The following is a 19,774-nucleotide window of genomic DNA, read 5'->3' as shown; positions in this document are numbered from 1 at the left end:
CGCGGGTCGCGCCGGGTCACACTCCGCGTGGCGGCTCGCGTCATGAAATAGTGGCTTTCCACAATGTTCTTGTTTTGACACGGTTGAGCCTCCACGCCGGCCCGGAGGTGGGGAGGCGCGGGAGTCCCCCGAGGGACGCGGCGCCCGAAACCGGGAGTCTTCCAACGGAAGCTGGGGGTACCTCATGCCAGGTCTGCAACGCGCGAGTGCGCGGGCGTTCTTCACTTTGAGTGTGATGGTGGTCGCGGTGGCGTGCAGTCGGGAGCCGGCCGCGCCTGTTCGCGCGGACACGACACGCGGTGTGGCGCAGGCGGCGCAGAACGATGGAGCGGAGGTGCACAACCACGTCTACACGCAGGCCTTCGGGTCGGGCTGGGCGGGGCGGGTGTACCTGCCCAACGTGGAGCTGTGGGTGCGCAATGTCGCGACCAGCGTGGACAGCGTGCATGTGTTCTCGGACGTGCATGGCTTCTTCGGGGTGCCGCGTCAGCCGGCGGGGACGTACCGGCTGTGCTGGAGCGCGCCGGGCTTCGTGAGCGGATGCCAGACGACGAACTTCAGCCTGGCGGACGAGACGTTCGTCATGCCCATCCACCTGCCGCTGGTGCCGGTGCGTCCGCTGGTGTGGGGACGGGCGCTCCTGCGCGATGGCTCGGTGCCCCTGTCTCGCAACAACTTCCTGGGCGTGAATGTCGCGGCGCGGGTGCGGCTGGTGAATCCGGCCACCAACGCCACGGTGTCCTCGGAGGTGCAGGTCAACGCCCTGGGCCAGTACGCGGTGGGTGATGCGCCGGCGGGAAGCTGGAACGTGGTGGCGCGGGTGGAGGCGGAGCTTGCGGCGGCGTCCGTGCAGGTGGGCAGCGTCGTGGTGCGGCGGGACCTGGGTTTCCGCAACGCGCGGCCGGTGCTGCGCGCGCCGGTGGCGTGGCGGGGCTCGCAGGCTGTGCGCAACGCGCTGCCGGGCGACACGCTGCGACTGACAGCGCTGGCGAGCGATTCGGATGGTGACGCGCTCACGTGGCGCTGGGTGGCGTCCGCGGGCTCGGGCGCGGTGTCGGCGCAGCCCAACGCGGACGTGCTGTGGACACTGCCCTCGGCGCAGGGGCGCTTCAGCGTCTGGGCGGTGGCCTCCGACGGACGCGGTGGCGTGGCGACGAGCGAGGTGCGCGTGAGCACGCAGGGGCCGGTGGCGTACTTCGGCGGGCAGGTGCTCAACGCGCTGAACCAGCCGGTGGCCGGTGCGCGGGTGACGGTGGGAAACAAGGAGGCCATCACCAACGCTCGGGGCGGCTTCCAGCTCATGGTGGAGGAGTCGGCGCGGTACGTGCTCAACGTGCGCGCCACCGGCTTCCAGCTCCTGTCTCGCGTGCTGCTGGACCAGGCGCCGGACGGGCAGTACCGGTTGGTGCCCGCGCAGCGCTTCACGCTGATTCCCCAGGAGGAGATGACGCTGGAGGCGAGCGTGTCGGGCGACCAGCGCCCCGTGGTGCTCAGGCTCCAGGCCAACTCGCTGGTGGATGCGGAAGGCAATCCGGCGAACCAGCCGCTCACGGCGTGGCTCGCGCCGGTGGACCTGAGGGACCCGGAGGGCCGCATGCCCGGAGACCTGTCGGCGGTGACCAGCGAAGGCAACGTGGTGACGCTGACGAGCTTCGGCGCGCTGGACGTCAACATCTTCGATGACGAGGGCCGTCGCTTCAACCTGCGCAAGGAGACGCCCGCGCAGGTGTTCTTCCCCGTCGACCCGAGGCAGGCGGAGCTGCCCGCGGGCCTGCCCGAGTCCATGCCGCTGTGGTTCTACGACGAGAGCAAGGGCGTATGGGGCGAGGAGGGCACGCTGTTCCTGCAGGGGGACTCGTACGTGGGCGCGGTGCCGCACTTCTCCGTGTTCAACGCGGACATCGTCTCCACGGGCGCGGACTGCATGCGCGTGCACATCGACACCGGGCGTCTGCCGGTGCCGCTGACGGTGCGCCTCACCATCCCCAACGGGACCATCACCCCCACCGTGTACACCACCACCCTGGATGCGGCGCTCAACGCCGTCACCCGACTGCCGGCCAGCACCGTCATCAAAATCGAGGTGCTCGACTCCAACGGGCTGGTCATCAGCACCGCGACGGTGAACCCGACCACGGGGCCGGGCAACGCGGGCACCAACGACTTGACGGTGCCCTATCCGTACTCCGTCTGCACGTCGGACGTGACGCTGACCTTGGGCGTGCCCACCGGCACGGACTTCCTCAACAACTACGGCGATGGCTCCGCGGTGACGGCGGCGGCCTACTACGCGGCCATCGACCCGGGCAGCGCGAAGCTGACGCTGGCCACGTGGAAGACGCTCAACGGCTTCGGCGCGGACGACGCCACGGCCTACTACTTCAACAACGGGGACCTGGGCTTCGGGCGCAGCATGCACATGAAGCGCGCGGGAGCGAACCGGGCCTTCTATGTGACGAACCACGCCAGCGTGGACTTCGCCACCGCCAACGTGGCGCCCATCGCCACGGTGGCCATGGAGTACAGCCCTCATCCGACGCTGCCGGGCGCGCAGTACACGAAGTTCTACGTCTTCGACGCCGTGGGCAACCGCGTGGACCGCGCGGACCTGGACGGCAACGGCGACAAGTACGTGCCCCATCTGTGCAACGTCTGCCATGGCGGAGACCCGTTCTCCGCGGACCCGCGCGGGGACCTCAACGCCCGCTTCATCCCGTTCGACTTGGAGAGCTATCGCTACTCCACCATCGAATCGCCGCCCGTCAGCGGCATCTTCCCGTTCTCCCGCGCGAGCCAGGAGGCGCAGTTCCGGGAGCTGAACAAGGCGGTGCTGGAGACCAACGTGACGACGACCATCCAGGAGCTGGTGCAGGGCTGGTACGGCGGGGCCACGCTGCCCTCCGCGACGCAGAACTCCACCTACGTGCAGCCCAACTGGGCGCTGGCTGGCAAGACGAACGAGTACCTCCAGGTGCAGGGGCCGTCATGCCGCGCCTGCCACAGCACGCGTGAGAACCAGTTGAGCTGGCGGTACTGGAGCCTGGCGGGCACGAACAACGACTTCCAGGAGCGGGGCAGCATCTACTTCGCGGTGTGCTCGCCGTTCCGGCGCATGCCCCACGCCAAGCGCACGTACCAGAACTTCTGGCTGAGCACGACGCCGCACCAGCCCAACGTCCTGGGCAACGCGGGCATCTCCGGGTGGACGCCCGCCGACCCGTGCCCGTTCTGAGTCTCGGGTGAGGTGAAGCGGACCGACACCGCCTCCGGGGGTTACACCTCGGGGGCGGTGCTCGGTGTGCGCGTCAGGGCACGACGACGAAGCAGAAGAAGGACCGGGTGGCGGAGGCCGTGGCGCCCAGCGAGTCGGTGACGGTGAACTCCACCCGGGCCGTCACGTCCGGGTCGCAGAGCCCGCTGACCCGCGAGCTCGCCGTGTTGGTGGTCCACGAGGTGACGAGGCTGTGCGTGAGGCCCGTCCACGAATAGCTGTACGGGGGCGTGCCGCCGCTGGCGTTTCCAAGACACCGGAACGACGGGAAGGCGGTGGGGCTGGTGGCGCCCTGCGGGGTGCACAACGAGATGCTCGAGGCCAGCGGCGCCAGGGCCTGCTCACCCTGGGCAATGGCCGTCTCCTCCACCTCGTCGGGCCCCTCTTCCAGCGCGCCTCCACAGGCCACCGACAGCAGGGCCGCGGCCAGGACCAGGGGGAGATGGACGCTCGGCGAAACCTTCATGACTGCCTCCAGGGCAACGGGATGAAGGCGGGAGGCTAAGTGTGTAATTCAAACAATTCAATGAAGACTGGATATTAATGGAATCGTTCAGTGCGGACCGAAGGCGCGGTTGACGAGGGCCCGGGTGCTTCGCGGCGGACGTCCGGTGCAGAGAGGGTGGGTGACCGCGGGACTCTCTCGCCTTGAGTGCGCTGTTCCACCCTGGTATCCGCGAGCCCCCACCCGCTCCAGAGCAGGAAGCCCCAGATGGCCCAGAATTTCATCTTCACGATGCAGGACCTGCGCAAGGTCAAGAATGGCAAGGAGATCCTCAAGGGCATCTACCTGTCGTTCTTCCCGGGCGCGAAGATTGGCGTCATCGGCCCGAACGGCTCCGGCAAGTCGACGCTGCTGCGCATCATGGCTGGCGTGGACACGGAGTTCTTCGGCGTGGCGAAGCCGGACCCGACCGCGAAGGTCGGCTATCTGGCGCAGGAGCCGCAGCTCGACACCTCGCTGGACGTGAAGGGCAACGTGGAGCTGGGGCTGAAGGAGATTCGCGCCTCGCTGGACCGCTTCAACGAGGTGAGCGCGAAGTTCGCCGAGCCCATGAGCGACGCGGAGATGGAGAAGCTGCTCGCCGAGCAGGGCCGGCTCCAGGACGCCATCGACGCGGCGAACGGGTGGGAGCTGGACCGCACGATTGAGATGGCCATGGACGCGCTGCGCCTGCCCCCGGGCGACGCGGACGTGACGAAGCTGTCCGGCGGTGAGAAGCGCCGCGTGGCGCTGTGCCGAATCCTGCTGGAGAAGCCGGACCTGCTCCTCCTCGACGAGCCCACCAACCACCTGGACGCGGAGAGCGTCGCGTGGCTGGAGGTCGCGCTCAAGGAATACAAGGGCACCATCGTCTGCATCACCCACGACCGGTACTTCCTGGACAACGCGGCCGAGTGGATTCTGGAGCTGGACCGCGGCGAGGGCGTGCCCTGGAAGGGCAACTACTCCAGCTGGCTGGAGCAGAAGCAGAAGCGGTTGGAGCTGGAGGAGAAGTCGGAGAGCCAGCGGCAGAAGACGCTCAAGCGCGAGCTGGAGTGGGTGCGCCAGTCGCCCAAGGCCCGGCAGGCCAAGAGCAAGGCGCGCATCTCCGCGTACGAGGAGATGCTCAACCAGACGCAGGACAAGCGCGAGGCCACCGGCGAGGTCATCATCCCTCCCGGCCCCCGGCTCGGAGGCCTGGTGGTGGAGGCCAAGGGGCTGCGCAAGGCGTACGGTGACCGGCTGCTCATCGACGATTTGAACTTCAAGCTGCCGCCGGGCGGAATCGTGGGCGTCATTGGCCCCAACGGCGCGGGCAAGACGACGCTGTTCCGGATGATGACGGGCACGGAGAAGCCGGACGCGGGCGAGCTGAAGATTGGCGAGACGGTGGTGATGGCCTACGTGGACCAGAGCCGCGACGCGCTCAACGGCGACAACAGCGTGTTCCAGGAGGTCAGCGGCGGACTGGACCACCTGGACCTGGGCCGCGCGGGGCAGGTGCCCAGCCGCGCGTACCTGGCGGGCTTCGCCTTCAAGGGTCAGGACCAGCAGAAGCGCGTGAAGGACTTGTCCGGCGGCGAGCGCAACCGCGTGCACCTGGCGAAGATGCTCAAGAGCGGCGGCAACCTGCTCCTGCTCGACGAGCCCACCAACGATTTGGACGTGGAGACGCTGCGCAGCCTCGAGGACTCGCTCTTGAGCTTCGCCGGATGCGCGGTGGTCATCAGCCACGACCGCTGGTTCCTGGACCGCATCGCCACGCACATCCTCGCCTTCGAGGGCGACAGCAAGGCGTTCTTCTTCGAGGGCAACTTCCAGGACTACGAGGCGGACAAGAAGAAGCGCCTGGGCCCCGACGCCCTGGAGCCGCACCGCATCCGCTACCGCCCCATTTCAAAGAACTAGTCAGACGGGAATCTCTCCGCTCTCTCCCAGAGGGAGCGGAGGCCCGGTTTTTCGGGGGTTGATGAAGGTTCACTGGCGGTTCTACCGTTGGGGAATGAACCTTCGACTCGGATGGATGTGGAGTGGAGTGATTGCCGTGGCGCTGGGCCTGGCGGCCTGCAACGCGGGGGACGTGAGCGGCGAGGAGAATGGCTCGCTGGAGACGTCCGAGGCCGCGCTCTGCAGTGTGGAGCAGACGTGTCCGAGCGGGACGCCGGTGACGTGCTCCTCTCCGACGACAGGCTGTACTTCGGGCCCTGACAACGGTGGCTGGGTGGAGTGCGACGGCGTGCGCACCTACTGTCCGCCGGCGTGTACCTGCGGCACGACGCGCTACACGGCGACCCGGTCCGGTGAAGGGGCCACCTGTGGCGCCGCGGCCACCCAGGCGCGCAGCCTGCTGACCTCCACCGTGGCCGCGAGGTGCCCGGCGGGTGGCTGCGCCATCTCTGACTCCCTGGGCACCTGCGTCCCGCTGGGTCCCAACCGCACGGATGGTTTCCGCATGAGCATCACCCGCACGTACTCCTGCAAGGAGCCCGCGAACTGCCAGTAGCCGGAAGCCCCGCGGATTCCCACGTCCGAAGCCGCGCTGACGTGAGTACCGCAGTACGGAATCTTTTCAATCACAGTGCCCTGCTGGCTCCGGCCGGCGGGGCATTGTTGTCTTCAGGACAGACACCCTCGTGGTCAGCCCAGACTCCCGGCCCGCAATTGATTGCATCAGTTTGATCAAAAAATAGTCGTGAGGCTGAACGCGATTTGTGACGGATTGGTCACAGATTCTCCGGATTTGCTGGATTAACGCGTTGCATTAACAGGCGGACAGCCCGTGCGGGGTTGTAGCGCTCCCTCTGGGGCAGGGCGAAGTTCGGTGGGTTCGCAACTTTTCGCGGATGATCTTGAAAATCCGGGAGGTGTCTGTGGATGCCCTCCCTGGTGGCAGTGATTGGGGAGGGGCGCCTCGGACCTCATAGGGAGCCATCCACATGACTGTCAGGAACAACGTCAGCAACAGGGACAACAGCAACAGCTACCGCATCCGGGAGCGCGACACGCTCAGCAAGATCGCCGCCCGGAACGGCACCACCGTGGATGCGCTGGCCCAGCTCAACAACATCGCCGACCCGAACCGGATTCGGGCGGGGACGACCATCCAGCTTCCCTCGGCCCGCGACGGGTTTGAGGGCACGACGGCCAACCCCACGCAGACCAACGTGGGCGCGCGGCAGAATCCCGGCGACACCTTTGACGCGGGCACCACCGCGGCGGCGGGCCTGACGTCCCCCAACGCGTCGGGGACGAACAACGGCTACCGCAACATCCAGGACCTGGGCGCCTTCACCCGCGGCGGCTCCAACTCCGAGGCGGCCATCGTTGTCGGCACCTCCGAGGGCAACCGCCGTCCGGATGGCTCCTTCACGTCCAGCTACGGCGGCCACACGGACCCGGGCAACGCGGCGCACAACCGTGGCTCGTTCTCCTACCAGGGCACGGGCGCCAACACCCCGCAGCAGGCCGACCAGATCTGGAACCGCGAGCTGACCAACGCCACGCCGCGCTACGAGGCCGCCGCCCGCGCCGCGGGTCTGGACCCGAACAACGCGCTGCTGGCGTCCACGTACTTCGATTTGCACACCCAGTCGCCTCGCGCCGCGCAGAACTTCATCAACCGTGAGATGCCCCGGCTGGCGCAGGACCCGCGCGGCGTCACCCGCGACTCGCTCATCGATGCGCGCGTGAACGCGTACCGCAACGACCAGGGCGTCCTGCGCGCCGCCGGCTTCAACCACAGCGAGTCCCGCCTGCGCGCCGACCAGACGCGCCGCGAGACGGCGCTCGTCACGGCGCTGGATGCGCGTGGCTATCGCTCCGGTACGACGCAGGCCGACGGCGTTCCTCAGGGCCAGGTCCCGGTGCCCACGCCGCGCCCTGTCTCGGAGAACCCCACGGTCGCCCCGACGCCGCGCCCGGCCTCCGAGCGCCCCACGGCCGCGCCCACGCCGCGCCCGGCCTCCGAGCGCCCCGCCACCACGACCAACGGCGCGACGCCGACGAACCTCAACGACACCGAGCGCGTCGCGGCGACGACCGACCGCGCGGCCGTGCAGACGCGCACCCCGTGGATCAGCCAGTACGACGCCAGCCAGGTGGAGCGCGCTGGTGACAAGGCGTGCTTCCGCGCGGCGACGGCGATGGCTCGGCAGAGCGGCGCCAACGTGACGGACGTCACCCGCCGCATCCAGGTCGCCACGGGCGAGGGCCCCAACGGCATCACCGTGGACCGCCAGGCGGCGGAGCGTGGCCGGAACTACATCGACCAGCAGCTGGCCGCGGGCAAGCCGGTCGTCGTGGGCGTCAACCACAAGTCGACCGCCAACGTGGGCAACGCCGACGGCATCACCGACCACTTCGTCGTCATCACCGGTCGTGGCGTGGACCAGCAGGGCCGCACCTACTACACGTTCAACGACCCGGCGACGCGCAACCAGAGCCGTGGCGCGGACACCAACCCGAACAACCGCTTCTACGTCGACGAGAACACCGGCGGCCTCACCCGCCCGGGGCCCCGCACGGGCTACGTCGTCGGCCGCCAGTTCGACGTGTCGATGATTCGCCCCAACGCGTAGTCGTCGCCTGACGCGCGGAAGGACAGAAGCCCGGCGGCCCAGGTGGCCGACCGGGCTTCTTCATGTCCACGAACTGGAGCGGAGTGGCTCGTCGGCACCGCTCACGAGTTCCGAGGAGTCGAGCGAGGCGAGAGGGCGTCCCCGCCAGCGCACCGGCCAGGCGTGCCGCTCACGACGCCCGAGGAGTCGCGCGCGCCGCCGGTCGCTCCGCCAGCGTGCCTCGCAGCGCGCGGACCTCGGCAAGCACCTCGTGCGCCGCCTCCAGTGTCGACGGAGCCGGCGCGACTGTGGGCTCCGGACTCGTGGCCAGCTCCGAGGGCTCGCCCAGGCCGGTGTCCCGGTGTTGCCGAACGCACTCCATGATGGCGTCGCGAATCGCCTCGGGGTTGCTCACGCCCCGGAAGCGGGCCTCGTGCAGGTGCTCCTGCATGTCCGTGTCCGACTCGCGGGAGCGCGAGCCACTGCCTCCGCCCGCCGTCTCCACCTTCACGTCGGCGATGCCCAGCACCCGCTGGACGGGGTTCTGCTGGATGGAGATCTGCTGGATGTTGGCGAAGGTCATCGTCTTCTCCCGCAGCGACATGACGCCCTCGCGGACGCGCAGGCTCCGGTCCGTCAGCGCATACCAGCGCAGCTCGTAGTCGAGCCGGACCACGAAGAAGCTCAAGGGCAGCACCAGCACCAGGAAGCCCAGCCACGCGACGACCTCCACCGCGTAGATGAGCGTCGTCACGAGCGTCGTGGCGGGAAGGCCGCGAAGCATGGGCGCGAGCATCTGGCTCAGGAAGGCCCATGCCACCACCGCGCCCACGACGGCCACCACGTGCTTGAACCCCAGCAGCACCCGTCGATAGAGCAGGTACTGCGGCGCCGCGCGGAACACTCGCATTGTGCCCTCGGGAAGCTGGGGCTCGGGGTCCACCTTCAAGAACCGCAGGAGCCAGGCGTGGGGCACGTCACTCATCCGCCTGCTCCTTCGCGGTGCGCGCGCCCAGCTCCTGACGGAGCGCGCGGACCTCGGCGGCGACCTCGCGCAGCGCGGCCGTCAGCGCCTCCGACTCACCTGTCGCCAGCGCGGAAGACTTCGCCACGGCGGAGCCCCGGTCCCGGGTGCCGCGCATCTTCGAGTAGAGCAGGTCGCGCATCGCCTCGAAGTCCTGGATGCCCTCGATGGTGATTTCCGCCTGGGCGCTGCCGCTCGCCGTCTGAATCTGGATGCGCGCGAGTCCCAGCCACCGCTCCACGACATGGCTGGACAGGTGGATGTCCTGGATGCGCGCATAGGTGAGGGACACCTCGCGTCGGAAGAGGATGCCCCACCGCATGGTGATGCCCTCCTCGTCCAGCTCGTAGCGCAGCGTGCGGAACTTGAAGTAGCGCAAGAGCGCGAGGATGGGGAACCCAGGTCCCGCCAGCAGCGAGCCGAGCAGGTAGTTGGTGAGCAGGCTCGAGTGTGGCTGCAGCACCGTGGGCAGCTTCCACGGCGAGGCGGGCCGCGCGGGCACGAGCGCGGGCTGGGGTCCGGGCGGGGATGTCACGGGACCGCCGAGAGTCATGAAGGGCTCACCTGGGTGCTCCTCCGGAAATCGCTGTCTGTTCTCAACGTGTGGGCGCGACACCCATTTCATACGCTGGTCCACCTGTGCCGTCATGTCCCCCGGGATGAGGCTGCGTCCACCAGGCCACCGCGCCCGAGACTCGCGTGCGGCGCCTTGCGAGGCGTGGGCTCGTCGGCTCATGGACAGCGGTCCTTGAGAAGTCGAGAGGCCGCTTCGGCGGTGCCCCACTCCGAGACGTGTTGCCTGTGGAGCACGTCACGATTGCGGGCCAGGGCTGATTCATCAAAAACAGACCCGCGAGGATTCCGGCCCGCGGGTCTTTGCTCCGCATCCGCGCACCCTACCGTGGCGCGCATGAACCTGATGCGCTGGCTGAGTCTCGAGGAGATGTTGTCGGGGATTGAAACACCGGAGGGCTGCTCCGCGGAGCAGCTCGCGCGGGAGGACCTCCCTCGACTGACGGCCCTGCTGGAGAGCTGGTATCCGGACATCCGGGTCGGCACGGAGAGTCGTCACCTGGAGCCCTCGTTCTACGAGCGGGAGTTCTTCCTGCGAGGCGAGTCTCCGGACCGCTCGCTGTACGGCATCCTCGTGCGTGACCGCGCGAGCGGGGACATCATCGGCCTGCTGACGATGGAGCGGAACGTGCGCGGGCTGCAGCTCTCCGCGGCCCTGGGTGTCTTGGAGCCCTCGCGGCGCGGGCTGGGCATCGGCTTCCTGGGCACCGCGGCGCTGGAAATCGTGGGCCGCAACATCGGCGCGGAGGTGGTGCTCTACTACTCCACGCTGAAGACGGCGCGCGCGCAGCGCAACGCGGAGAACCAGGGCTTCAAGCTGGTGGGCCTGGTGCCCGCCTTCGACGTGGATGCCATCGCCCCGGGCAAGGTGAAGCGCGTCTACGAGGCGCTCTATTCGAAGGTCCTCGTGGAGTCGGAGCGCATCCATCTTCCCGAGTGGGAGGCGCTGACGCCCTCCACCCGCGCGCTCTACACGCACCTGTTCGGTCCGCATCCGGCGCAGACCGCCAGCGTCCCCGCTCCGTCGGAGCGCCTGCATGGTTGAGGTGCGGACCTACGAAGGGGACGCGGTGGATGCGTCCCAGTTCGTCAACCGCGTCTGGGGCAAATACTACGGAGCGCAGGGGCCGCTGACGGACTTCCAGCCTCGGATGCTGGACTGGTTTCTCTTCGGCAACAGGCTCGCGACGCGAGAGTACCGTCTGGCCGCGTACTCGGGCGGGAAGCTGGCGGGAGTCCTGTTCGCGGAGCCCATCCGGCTCCGGCTGGGGACTCGTACCGTGGAAGGCACATACGGGAGTTGGCTCAGTGTGGACCCCGCATTCCGAGGAACGGGCGTGGGGCAGAAGCTGACGGAGACAATGTCCTCGCGTCAGCGCGAGCGCGGGGCCTTGCTGATGCTGGGCTGTATGGAGGACGGCAGTGTGGCGGAGCGCTTCTGGAGGAAGACTCCTGGCCTGCGAGCCTTCGACACGCTGGGTCTGTGGCTTCGCGTGTTCGACGCGGCGGCGGTGGCGCGCTGGTCCAAGACGGCGGCCGAGCGCGCTCTCTTCACGCTCGCGCGGCCATGGCTGCGCGGGAGCGCTCCGTCCGTGGACACAGTGGAGGGCATCCGGCCCTATCGTCCGGAGGACCTGCCCGCGTGCATGGCGCTGGTGGAACGGATGATGGAGTCGGTGAGCCTGGGATACGCCTACACGCCCGAGCGGCTCGCGCATCAGCTCCAGTACCGGGACGTCCCACGCACCCTCGTCCTGGAACGCGACGGCGCTGTGCGAGGATTGGTCAACTTCTACACGCTCCAGATGAATGCCCGGGGCCCGCTGACCATCGCCCTGGTGGACCTGCTCGCCTTCCACGAGTCGGTGCCCCGCGCGGAGCAGAAGCGCCTCTTGCGCGTGGCCATGCGGGACATGGTGGAGCAGGGGGCGAGCTGCGCGGTGATGCTCCGGGGGCCGTGTGTGTCCAGTCGGCTGATGCTCGGGACGGGGTGGCTGCCCTGGGCGGGGGGCACCCGGGTGATTTGCGCGCTGCCATCTCCAGAGGTGGAGTGGCCCACCGCCCCGCGAGTCTTCACACACCTGCGCTGAAGGACTCCGAGCGGGCGGCCCGCTCAGGGTCCGAGTCCCGGGGCGAGGGCGGGCACGCCCCCCTCGGGGCGACAGGTGGGCGACGACAAGGAAGTGGGCGCGGGCGCGCATCGCGCTATGGTCCATGGGTACCGGGACTGTCGCCCCGAGGAGCCATGAACTTCGTCTTCATCTCTCCGCACTTCCCGTCCCACTTCTTCCACTTCGTCACCGCGCTGCGCGAGCGGGGCGTCACGGTGCTGGGCATCGGCGACGCGGCCTATGAGTCCCTGCGCCCCGAGCTGCGCGACTCCCTGCGCGAGTACTACTTCGTCTCCAGCCTGCACGACGAGGACTCCCTCACGCGCGCGGCCGGCTACCTCACGTGGCGCCATGGCCGGCTGGAGCGCATCGATTCGCTCAACGAGTCCTGGCTGGAGGTCGAAGCCCGGCTGCGCGAGGACTTCCATGTCCCGGGCCTCCAGCCGGCGGACATCCACCGCATGCGCTCGAAGTCAGGCATGGCGCAGGTCTTCCACCAGGCGGGCGTGCCCCACCCGGACCTCATCCGCGTGCGCGACGCCGCGCAGGTGAAGGAGTTCGCCAGCCGCGTGGGCTACCCGCTGGTGCTCAAGCCCGACGTGGGCGTGGGCGCGGCCAACACCTTCAAGGTCTCCAGCGACGCGGACGTGGACGCCGCCCTGGCGCACCCGCTGCCCACCACGTACGTGGGGCAGCCCTTCGTGCGCGGCACCATCGTCACGTACGACGGCATCGTCGACCGGCACGGCGTCATCGTCTTCACCCTCAGCCACGAGTACAGCGACGGGGGCATGGAGACGGTGGTGGAGCGGCGGGACATCTCCTTCTGGAGCCACCTGGAGATTCCCCCCGCGCTGGACGTGCTCGGCCGGCAGGTGGTGGCCGCCTTCGGTCTGCGCGAGCGCTGGTTCCATCTGGAGTTCTTCCGGCTGCCGGATGGCCGCTTCGTCGTGCTGGAGGCCAACCTGCGGCCTCCCGGTGGCTTCATCCCCGACATGATGAACTACACGTGCGACATCGACGTGTACCGGCTCTGGGCGCGGGTGATGACGGGGGACCCGGTGGCGGACTTCCGCTACACCCCGCGCTACCACGTGTGTCACAGCGCGCGCCGTCACGGCCGTCGCTACAAACACACGCATGAAGAGGTGGTGAAGCGGCTCGGGTCCGCGTTCATCCTCCACCGCGAGCTGCCGCCCATCTACCACAGCCTGCTGGGCGAGGAGATGTACCTCACGCGCCACACGGACCTGGACGCGATGCGGGACGCGGTGCGCTTCATCCAGGCCACGGCCTAGCGCCGCCGCGTCAGCGCTCCGTCCACGTGAGCAGGTAGGTGGTGTGGCTTTCCTCCACGGACAGCGTCGTCACCTTCGGGGACTCGCCGCCGCCCACGCGAATCATGTGCTCGAACAGCGACTCCGAGTAGCCGGGACAGTCGAGCACGGAGTTCATCCGCATCTCGTACGTGGTGGGGCCTTTCTCCACGAGCTCCACCTCCGTGTAGTTGTCCGTGCCGCGCAGGGTCTGCGGCATCCGCTGCACCAGCCGTTTCGGGCCCAACAGCCGCATGACGCCGTACACGGCGCGCCCGATGAGGGTGCGGCCGTAGCCATCCACGTGCGCGGCGGCCAGGTGGCGGAAGGACTCCTCCAGGGGCATGCCGGGCCAGGTCTCCTCGGCGATGACGCGCAGGCACTGCGCCCACATGAGCACGGGGTAGGCCGGCAGCAGGGGCCGGTCCACGTCGACGCCCACCTGGCGCAGTCTCGTCTTGAGGCGGGGGGAGATGCGGCCCTGGAGGCCGTGTTGGATGAGACCCTCCACGACCTGGACGTAGACCAACCGGTGTTCGAGCGGGACGTGCTTGCCGGACTTCACGCCGTGCGCCTCACGTCAGCAGCCAGCGCATCGCGGTGGGCAGTCTGCGCTGCCAGTCCTTCTCGTGGTGCTCACCCCCGGGCTCCAGCACGAGCGACACCTCATGGTCGGCGTAGCCCAGGCCCTTGAGGTGTTCGTAGAAGGCGCGCGTGGCCTCGCCGTAGTTGAGCGGGAGGCCGTCCGCGTCGATGAACTCCTGGGCGCCCGCGTCCAGGTAGATGCGCGTCCAGCGGCGGGGGTGGGCGCCCCACTCGGAGAAGAGGCGGCCGTCGCTCCACATGACGGTGGGGGACAGCGCGCCGATGCGGCCGAACACCTGCGGGTAGCGGCAGCCCAGGTACAGCGAGATGAGGCCGCCCAGGGAGGAGCCCATGGCTCCGGTCCACTCGGCGCCTTCGCGCGTGCGGTAGTTCAGGTCGACCAGCGGCTTGAGGTGCTCCACCAGGAAGCGGCCGTAGGCTTCGCCGCGCGCCTTCACCTTGCCGCTCGAGTCGTCCCAGGGCGAGTACTCCTGCAGCCGCCCGGTGCCCGAGTCCACCGCGACGATGATCCACGGCTCCAGGTGGCCTTCGCCCACGCCCTCTTCGAGCGCGAGGTTGGCGCACCAGGTGTCGAAGAGGGCGGACTCTGGATGCGCGAAGACGTTCTGCCCGTCGTGCATGTAGAGCACGGGGAAGCGATGCCAGGGCATCGAGTCATAGGCATCCGGCGTGTAGATGCGCACGGTGCGGGAGAAGCCCTCCTGAGGGGAGGGGAAGTCTCGGACGATGTGGACGTGGCCCATGAATGCGAGGCGCAGCATACATGGATGTCCCCCCATTGCTCCGCCCCTGGCCGGCCGGTGGTCATGGACCCCACACCCCACGGGAGGCCGTGGGCTGCTCGCACCTGGAGCAAGGAGGCTGGCCCCGGGGCTGCACGGGACGTCGGGAAACATGAGGCCGTCGGTCTCCCCTGCAATACTGACAATGCAGCGGGCCGCCCCCTCCGGAGTCCCCCTCGATGGAACTGAACCGACTGCACCTCTCCGCGTTGTTGATGTCGACCGAGGCCGACGTGCGTCGCGCGAGGGCCGCCTTGGATGGGAGTGAAGAGGCGCGCTTGCGTTATGCCGCCGCTCAGGCGCTCGCGGTGGCGGCGAAGTCCGTCACGGAGGAGCTGCTGCTGGCGGCGCCTCCCGATGTCCGGGTGTGACGCCGTTGCGTCTGGCCCGTGGACGGCCGGTCCGAGGCTCGGACGGCGTCGGGGCGAGGCGCTCCTGTAGGGAACGGTGGTCTCGGGCGTGCAGTGCCGGCGCCGCGTGCCTCGGTTCCTCGGGATGTTGTTCCATGGGTTGTTGGGTGGGTGGTTGCTCGGCGCGTCGCCGGTGCTCGCCGCGCCGTACGAGGTGGAGCCCGAAGTCGACGGTGAGCTGGAGCTGCTCGCGCTGCTGGAGGACGGGACGCTCTCCGCGGAGACGTGGGCCGCGCTGGTGGCGCTGCGGCGGGCGGGCGTGGAGCCCGAGCAGGCGACCCGGGCGGCGCTCTATTCACTGCCCGGGCTGACCTATGCGGAGGTCGATGAGCGATTGAGGGAGCGCGGGGCCTCGATGCCCGAAGTCCTCACGGACGAGGAGCGACGTCGACTCGCGCCCTTCCTGGTGAATCGAGTTCCAGGGGAACTGTCGGGGGACGCGAGGCTGCTGACAGCCTTCGCCCTGTCCGACTCGGTGCTTCCTCCGGTGGCCTTGCAGGTCCGGGCCGGTGGGCTCGCGGGACTTCGCGTGGGCGTGCTCGCGACGTGGGCACGTCGGAGGTTGGGGACACTTCGACGAGACGCGCGCACGCGGAGCCTCGTGGTGGACGCGCCCGGCTCGGCGGTGTTGCTGCCCAAGTTCCACGCGCAATGGACGGGCACGAGTGCTTCCGTGCTGGTGGGCACCTATCGGCTGGGGTTCGGACAGCGCCTCACGCTGGACACGACGGCGCTTCCTTCACCGGAGGGCTTCCTCGCGGACGATGGCGTGCGGCCTCCCGGCGCGCTAGAGCGGGAGTGTCTGTTGTCGAGCGCCGCGTGTGCCGAGGCCGAACGCGAGGCGGACGTCACCCCCGACTTCCGCTGGGACGAGGGCTTTCGTGGCGTGGCGGGCACCGTGCGCGGCGCGGTGGGTCGTGGCCTGGAGCTGTCGCTCACGGGCTTCGGCTCCTACCAGAGCCGTTCACTCCAGCGGTCCGCTGTGTTGGACCGGGCGACATGTGAGTCGTCGCGAATGGGCGCGTCGGGCTGCGAGGCGCCAGAGGTCCTCGTCCCCTTGTCGCGCGCTCGGCTGGAGCCGCTTCGGGCGCGCACGCTGCCTGGTGTCTTCAGCGAGTGGGCCGGTGGTGGCAACGCGACGCTCGCCCTGTCGCCGCGAGCGCAAGTGGGAGTGACGGGCTGGGCCGCGAGGCCCGTGTGGCCGGTGAAGGGCGCCACGCTCGACTTCCAACCGCACGCTCGTTACCCGATGGGTGGCGGCTTCGGCGCGGTGGGGCTCGATGCCTCGTGGGGGCTGGGAGCGGTGGACCTCTTCTTCGAGGGCTCGCGCAGCTTCGACTCCGCGCCGGCCGGTGGTGGGAGCTGGGCGGCCCTTCAGCGCACGGTGCTCTCCGGCACGGGTCAGGAACTGGAACTGGCACTGCGCTACTACGGACGTGGGTTCGCCAATCCCTACAGCGGTGCCACCTCGGGACCGGACCTGCTGGAAGGACAGCGGGTTCGCAACGAGCTGGGTGCACGGCTGCGCTATCTGTATCGCGATGCGGCGACGTGGCGGTTTCGCGGCCAGGTGGATGGTTGGACGTTGCCCGCCGATGGCGCGGTGAAGGGCACGGCGGGATTGACGCAGGTGAGAGCCTCCGCACGCGTGGACTGGCTGGCGTGGACGTGGCTGCGACCGTCCCTGCAATTGGAGGCGCGTGAGGCGGGGCTGGGGCAGGCCCTCGCATGCTCCGACACGGACGACAGCGCGGAGTTGGAGGAGGTGCCCGCCTGTTCCCGAGAGAGCCGGTGGGGCGTCACCGCGCGAGTCCGTTCAGAGTTCTCGGAGTCCGTCAGCGTCGCGGCGCAGTCCGGGTACACACGGGTGGTCGAGCCGGGGACCTCGAAGGCCCGAAACGATGGCCGTGCCCTCGTCGAGCTGAAGCTGCGTCCCGTGGAGTCCTTGCGACTGGGGGCCCGAATCCAGTGGAAGGATGAGGACCTCTCCGAGCGCACCCGACTTCGACAGGAGGTCCGTACGACGGTGGACCTGGGGTGGACGCTCCTGTCCGCGACGACGGTGCGTGGTCGGTATGTCTGGGTGGTGGACTTGAAGGATGCGCGAGCGGCGAGGACGCCGCCGGACGCGCCGAGACACCTGTTCCAACTGGAAGTGGAGACGCGCTTCTGACGCGTGTCCTGGAGACGCAGTGAGCCGAGAAGGGAAGGCATCGATATGAGGGGTTGGGGATGGAGGCTGGGGTGGATGTGCTTGTTGAGCGTGGGCGCGTGTGGCGCGCCGTTGGAAGAAGGGATGGAGGCCGCCTGCTCGGGCGTGCTGCCGGGGGACCTCGTCATCACCGAGTACCTGAATGACCCCGAGGGGACCGATACGGGGCGGGAGTACGTGGAGCTCCACAATTCCCTCAAGGTGCCCGTGAGCCTGGAGTCGATGACGCTGTACGCGGCTCGCTCGGACGGCTCGCAGGAGAAGGGGTTCTTCTTCGGGGGCCCGCTGGCGGTGGCGCCCGGTGACTACCTGGTGCTGGGAGATGTCCGCGAGGGACCCGTGCCCGCGCACGTGGACCAGTCCTATGGCGAGGAGCTGGGCGCGCTGGGCAACACGTCGGGGAGGCTGGGTGTTCGATGTGGCGAGCGGGTGATTGACGAGGTTTCGCTCTCGGCGCCGGCGAAGAGCGGCGTGGCCCGTGTCTATGACGGACGGCTCGTGCCGGACTCCGCCGGCAATGACGACCCGGCGCGCTGGTGTGATGGCGCGGGCTCGGACGTGGCAGGGGTGTCCCAGGGAAGCCCCGGCACCGCGAATCCCCCCTGTGCGCCAGCGGAAGGCGCATCCGAGGAGAGCGGGAGCACGGAGACCTGCCTCCCCCTGGGCTCCCAGGTTCCTCGCGAGGTGAAGCGTCCTCGCGCGGGTGAGTTGGTCATCACGGAGCTGATGGTGAATCCACTCGGGGACGACACGGTGGGCGAGTGGGTGGAGGTCCTGGCCACGGCTCCCGTGGACCTCAATGGCTTGACGTTGGGCACCGACACCACGAGCACGAAGGTTCAGGGCTCGAACTGTCTGTCACTTCCCTCCGGAGGGTACGCGGTGCTGGCCCGACGCTCCGAGGCCGTACTCAACGGAGGACTGCCCGCGCCCGTGGCCACGTTCGGTGTGGACCTGCGCAACACGGGAGGTGTCGTGCAGGTGCGGGCCGGTGAGGTGCTCGTCGATGCCGTCGCATATGGCGCGGCGGAAGACGGTGTCGCGATTCAGGTGTCCGCGGGGATGACGAATGCGTCCAGCAATGACTCAGCGGATGTGTGGTGTCGTGCCTCGGAGGCGTATGGCTCGCGCGGCAACCTGGGCACCCCGGGGCGCGCGAACCGGGCCTGCGTGTCGGGCGGGGGCGGGGTGGATTCCGGTGCACCGGATGGTGGCGCTCCCGATGGAGGGCGCGACCCGAGTGGTGGCTCCGACGCGGGCTCCACGGGTGGAGGAACCCGAGACGGGGGACAGGACGGCGGTCTCCGAGACGCCGGTGTTCCGGACGCGGGGAGCCCCGCGCGCACGTGTATCGACCGGGTGACGGGCACCCCGCGCCCGGTCCGGTTACCGGAGGTGGGCTCGCTCGTGCTCACGGAGTTCATGGCGGACCCGAGCGCGGTGGCAGACAGCGCGGGGGAGTGGGTGGAGGTCCTCGCGCTGCGCGAGGTGGACCTCAATGGCGTCACGCTGATGAATGAGGGAGGCATGAGTGTGGTGCTCGACGCGACGCTCTGTCTGTCGTTGAAGGCCGGCGCCCGAGGGGTGCTCGCGCGCGGCGCGGACACTGCGCTCAATGGTGGACTTCCCTCGGTGCTCGCCACGTTCTCCTTCAATCTGTCCAATGCCTCGGGCAGCCACTCGCTCCGCCTGGCACTGGGGAGCCGGGTGCTGGATGTCATCACCTGGACGAGCGCCGCGACGCCGGGGGTGTCGCTGCAGGTCAGCCCGGCGAGCAGCGACCCTCAGCGCAATGACGTGCCGGGGAGCTTCTGTCTCGCGCCCTCGTCGGCGCGCTATGGCCTGGGAGACCGGGGAACGCCGGGCCTGGAGAACCGCGCATGCGTGCCCTGAGCGCCGCGCTCGCCCTGCTGGGGCTGCTCGTGGCCTGTGGGGGTGACGCGGGGACGCGGTGTGGACCCGACACGGGCCGGGTGGTGGAGGTCATCGACGGTGACACCGTCTTGCTCGAAGGTGGTGAGCGCATCCGCTACCTGCTCGCGGACACACCGGAGAGCACGGCGGGAAGACACGACTGCTTCGGGCAGGAGGCCCTGGCCTTCAACCGGAGCCTCGTCGAAGGACGGCGGGTGACGCTCGTCGACGCGGAGGCGTGTGAGGACCGCTTCGGCCGACGGCTCGCCTACGTCACCGTCGATGGACATGACGTGAGCGCGCTGCTGGTGGAGCGGGGCTTCGCGTGCGTGCTCCATGTCCCGCCCGCCGGCGACTCCCGACGGGTCGAGTTCGAGGCGCTGGAGTTCCAGGCGCGAAGGGCCCGCCGGGGCCTGTGGGGCGCCTGCTCGCCGGTGCCGTGCTCGCGATGAGTCACTGGGACACGGAGCGCCCACGTGCCCGCCTCCCGAGCGGGGGGTCACCCATGCGGCCCG

General features: G+C 69.1%; 16 protein-coding genes. 11 read left to right on the top strand and 5 right to left on the bottom strand.

From position 1 onward, the window contains the following. Positions 1–235 precede the first annotated feature (235 nt). Complete coding sequence (locus tag HUA78_RS12625) at positions 236–3,232, top strand: carboxypeptidase-like regulatory domain-containing protein (RefSeq protein ID WP_217442444.1); 2,997 nt, start codon at positions 236–238, stop codon at positions 3,230–3,232. Positions 3,233–3,305: 73 nt separating this feature from the next. Here HUA78_RS12625 and HUA78_RS12620 read toward each other — a convergent pair whose 3' ends face one another. Continuing rightward, positions 3,306–3,737 carry a hypothetical protein gene (locus HUA78_RS12620; protein WP_141648595.1) on the bottom strand — a complete coding sequence of 144 codons (432 nt, stop codon included), beginning with the start codon at positions 3,735–3,737 and terminating at the stop codon, positions 3,306–3,308. Positions 3,738–3,983: 246 nt separating this feature from the next. Here HUA78_RS12620 and ettA point away from each other — a divergent pair, with 246 nt between their 5' ends. From ettA to HUA78_RS12605, 3 genes are all read left to right on the top strand, one after another. Then, positions 3,984–5,663, top strand: a complete 1,680-nt coding sequence (gene ettA, locus HUA78_RS12615; protein WP_141648596.1) for an energy-dependent translational throttle protein EttA — start codon at positions 3,984–3,986, stop codon at positions 5,661–5,663. A 94-nt stretch (positions 5,664–5,757) separates the two neighbouring features. Then, positions 5,758–6,258: a hypothetical protein gene (locus HUA78_RS12610; RefSeq protein ID WP_174460037.1), complete on the top strand. Its 501-nt coding sequence runs from the start codon at positions 5,758–5,760 to the stop codon at positions 6,256–6,258. Between the two features lie 433 nt (positions 6,259–6,691). Continuing rightward, positions 6,692–8,332, top strand: a complete 1,641-nt coding sequence (locus HUA78_RS12605) for a LysM peptidoglycan-binding domain-containing protein (RefSeq protein WP_174476361.1) — start codon at positions 6,692–6,694, stop codon at positions 8,330–8,332. Between the two features lie 169 nt (positions 8,333–8,501). Here HUA78_RS12605 and HUA78_RS12600 read toward each other — a convergent pair whose 3' ends face one another. Beyond that, positions 8,502–9,296, bottom strand: a complete 795-nt coding sequence (locus HUA78_RS12600; RefSeq protein WP_174476360.1) for a PH domain-containing protein — start codon at positions 9,294–9,296, stop codon at positions 8,502–8,504. Further along, positions 9,289–9,888 (bottom strand): PH domain-containing protein, encoded by a 600-nt coding sequence (locus HUA78_RS12595; protein ID WP_174456921.1) that lies wholly within the window; start codon positions 9,886–9,888, stop codon positions 9,289–9,291. The genes HUA78_RS12600 and HUA78_RS12595 overlap by 8 nt, the downstream gene beginning before the upstream one ends. 357 nt (positions 9,889–10,245) lie before the next feature. Here HUA78_RS12595 and HUA78_RS12590 point away from each other — a divergent pair, with 357 nt between their 5' ends. The 3 genes from HUA78_RS12590 to HUA78_RS12580 all read left to right on the top strand — a co-directional run bounded on the left by HUA78_RS12590 (position 10,246) and on the right by HUA78_RS12580 (position 13,317). Next, entirely contained in the window at positions 10,246–10,953 is a 708-nt protein-coding gene (locus HUA78_RS12590) for a hypothetical protein (protein ID WP_246137801.1), read from the top strand. Next, positions 10,946–11,998: a GNAT family N-acetyltransferase gene (locus tag HUA78_RS12585; RefSeq protein WP_174476359.1), complete on the top strand. Its 1,053-nt coding sequence runs from the start codon at positions 10,946–10,948 to the stop codon at positions 11,996–11,998. The genes HUA78_RS12590 and HUA78_RS12585 overlap by 8 nt, the downstream gene beginning before the upstream one ends. Positions 11,999–12,153: 155 nt before the next feature. After that, positions 12,154–13,317, top strand: coding sequence for an acetyl-CoA carboxylase biotin carboxylase subunit family protein (locus HUA78_RS12580; RefSeq protein WP_141643072.1), 1,164 nt, complete (start codon positions 12,154–12,156; stop codon positions 13,315–13,317). Positions 13,318–13,327: 10 nt separating this feature from the next. Here the strand turns inward: HUA78_RS12580 and HUA78_RS12575 are convergent, their stop codons facing one another. Next, a complete protein-coding gene (locus HUA78_RS12575) occupies positions 13,328–13,900 on the bottom strand; it encodes a TIGR02265 family protein (RefSeq protein ID WP_174456919.1) in 573 nt (190 codons plus the stop codon). A 10-nt stretch (positions 13,901–13,910) separates the two neighbouring features. Next, positions 13,911–14,684 carry an alpha/beta hydrolase gene (locus HUA78_RS12570; RefSeq protein ID WP_174476394.1) on the bottom strand — a complete coding sequence of 258 codons (774 nt, stop codon included), beginning with the start codon at positions 14,682–14,684 and terminating at the stop codon, positions 13,911–13,913. Positions 14,685–14,902: 218 nt separating this feature from the next. On the opposite strand from HUA78_RS12570, the gene HUA78_RS12565 reads away from it, so the two are divergent. From HUA78_RS12565 to HUA78_RS12550, 4 genes are all read left to right on the top strand, one after another. Beyond that, positions 14,903–15,094, top strand: a complete 192-nt coding sequence (locus tag HUA78_RS12565; protein ID WP_141643074.1) for a hypothetical protein — start codon at positions 14,903–14,905, stop codon at positions 15,092–15,094. 106 nt (positions 15,095–15,200) lie between these two features. After that, complete coding sequence (locus HUA78_RS12560) at positions 15,201–17,306, top strand: hypothetical protein (RefSeq protein WP_371745561.1); 2,106 nt, start codon at positions 15,201–15,203, stop codon at positions 17,304–17,306. Positions 17,307–17,381: 75 nt separating this feature from the next. Continuing rightward, positions 17,382–19,238, top strand: coding sequence for a lamin tail domain-containing protein (locus HUA78_RS12555; protein WP_254623677.1), 1,857 nt, complete (start codon positions 17,382–17,384; stop codon positions 19,236–19,238). Continuing rightward, positions 19,226–19,711: a thermonuclease family protein gene (locus HUA78_RS12550; RefSeq protein WP_174456917.1), complete on the top strand. Its 486-nt coding sequence runs from the start codon at positions 19,226–19,228 to the stop codon at positions 19,709–19,711. The genes HUA78_RS12555 and HUA78_RS12550 overlap by 13 nt, the downstream gene beginning before the upstream one ends. The last annotated feature ends 63 nt before the right edge of the window (positions 19,712–19,774 follow it).

The sequence above is a fragment of the Myxococcus sp. CA033 genome, from assembly GCF_013336625.1.
Lineage (GTDB): Bacteria > Myxococcota > Myxococcia > Myxococcales > Myxococcaceae > Myxococcus > Myxococcus llanfairpwllgwyngyllgogerychwyrndrobwllllantysiliogogogochensis.
Note: the sequence above shows the minus strand (reverse complement) of the source record. Positions and strands in the feature narration are given on the sequence as shown.

Coding starts and splice junctions, on each gene's coding strand:
- HUA78_RS12625 (WP_217442444.1), top strand. CDS start 236: ATGGTGGTCGCGGTGGCGTGCAGTCGGGAGCCGGCCGCGCCTGTTCGC.
- HUA78_RS12620 (WP_141648595.1), bottom strand. CDS start 3,737: ATGAAGGTTTCGCCGAGCGTCCATCTCCCCCTGGTCCTGGCCGCGGCC.
- HUA78_RS12595 (WP_174456921.1), bottom strand. CDS start 9,888: ATGACTCTCGGCGGTCCCGTGACATCCCCGCCCGGACCCCAGCCCGCG.
- HUA78_RS12570 (WP_174476394.1), bottom strand. CDS start 14,684: ATGGGCCACGTCCACATCGTCCGAGACTTCCCCTCCCCTCAGGAGGGC.
- HUA78_RS12590 (WP_246137801.1), top strand. CDS start 10,246: ATGAACCTGATGCGCTGGCTGAGTCTCGAGGAGATGTTGTCGGGGATT.
- HUA78_RS12565 (WP_141643074.1), top strand. CDS start 14,903: ATGGAACTGAACCGACTGCACCTCTCCGCGTTGTTGATGTCGACCGAG.
- HUA78_RS12555 (WP_254623677.1), top strand. CDS start 17,382: ATGTGCTTGTTGAGCGTGGGCGCGTGTGGCGCGCCGTTGGAAGAAGGG.
- HUA78_RS12600 (WP_174476360.1), bottom strand. CDS start 9,296: ATGAGTGACGTGCCCCACGCCTGGCTCCTGCGGTTCTTGAAGGTGGAC.
- HUA78_RS12580 (WP_141643072.1), top strand. CDS start 12,154: ATGAACTTCGTCTTCATCTCTCCGCACTTCCCGTCCCACTTCTTCCAC.
- HUA78_RS12585 (WP_174476359.1), top strand. CDS start 10,946: ATGGTTGAGGTGCGGACCTACGAAGGGGACGCGGTGGATGCGTCCCAG.
- HUA78_RS12550 (WP_174456917.1), top strand. CDS start 19,226: ATGCGTGCCCTGAGCGCCGCGCTCGCCCTGCTGGGGCTGCTCGTGGCC.
- ettA (WP_141648596.1), top strand. CDS start 3,984: ATGGCCCAGAATTTCATCTTCACGATGCAGGACCTGCGCAAGGTCAAG.
- HUA78_RS12605 (WP_174476361.1), top strand. CDS start 6,692: ATGACTGTCAGGAACAACGTCAGCAACAGGGACAACAGCAACAGCTAC.
- HUA78_RS12610 (WP_174460037.1), top strand. CDS start 5,758: ATGAACCTTCGACTCGGATGGATGTGGAGTGGAGTGATTGCCGTGGCG.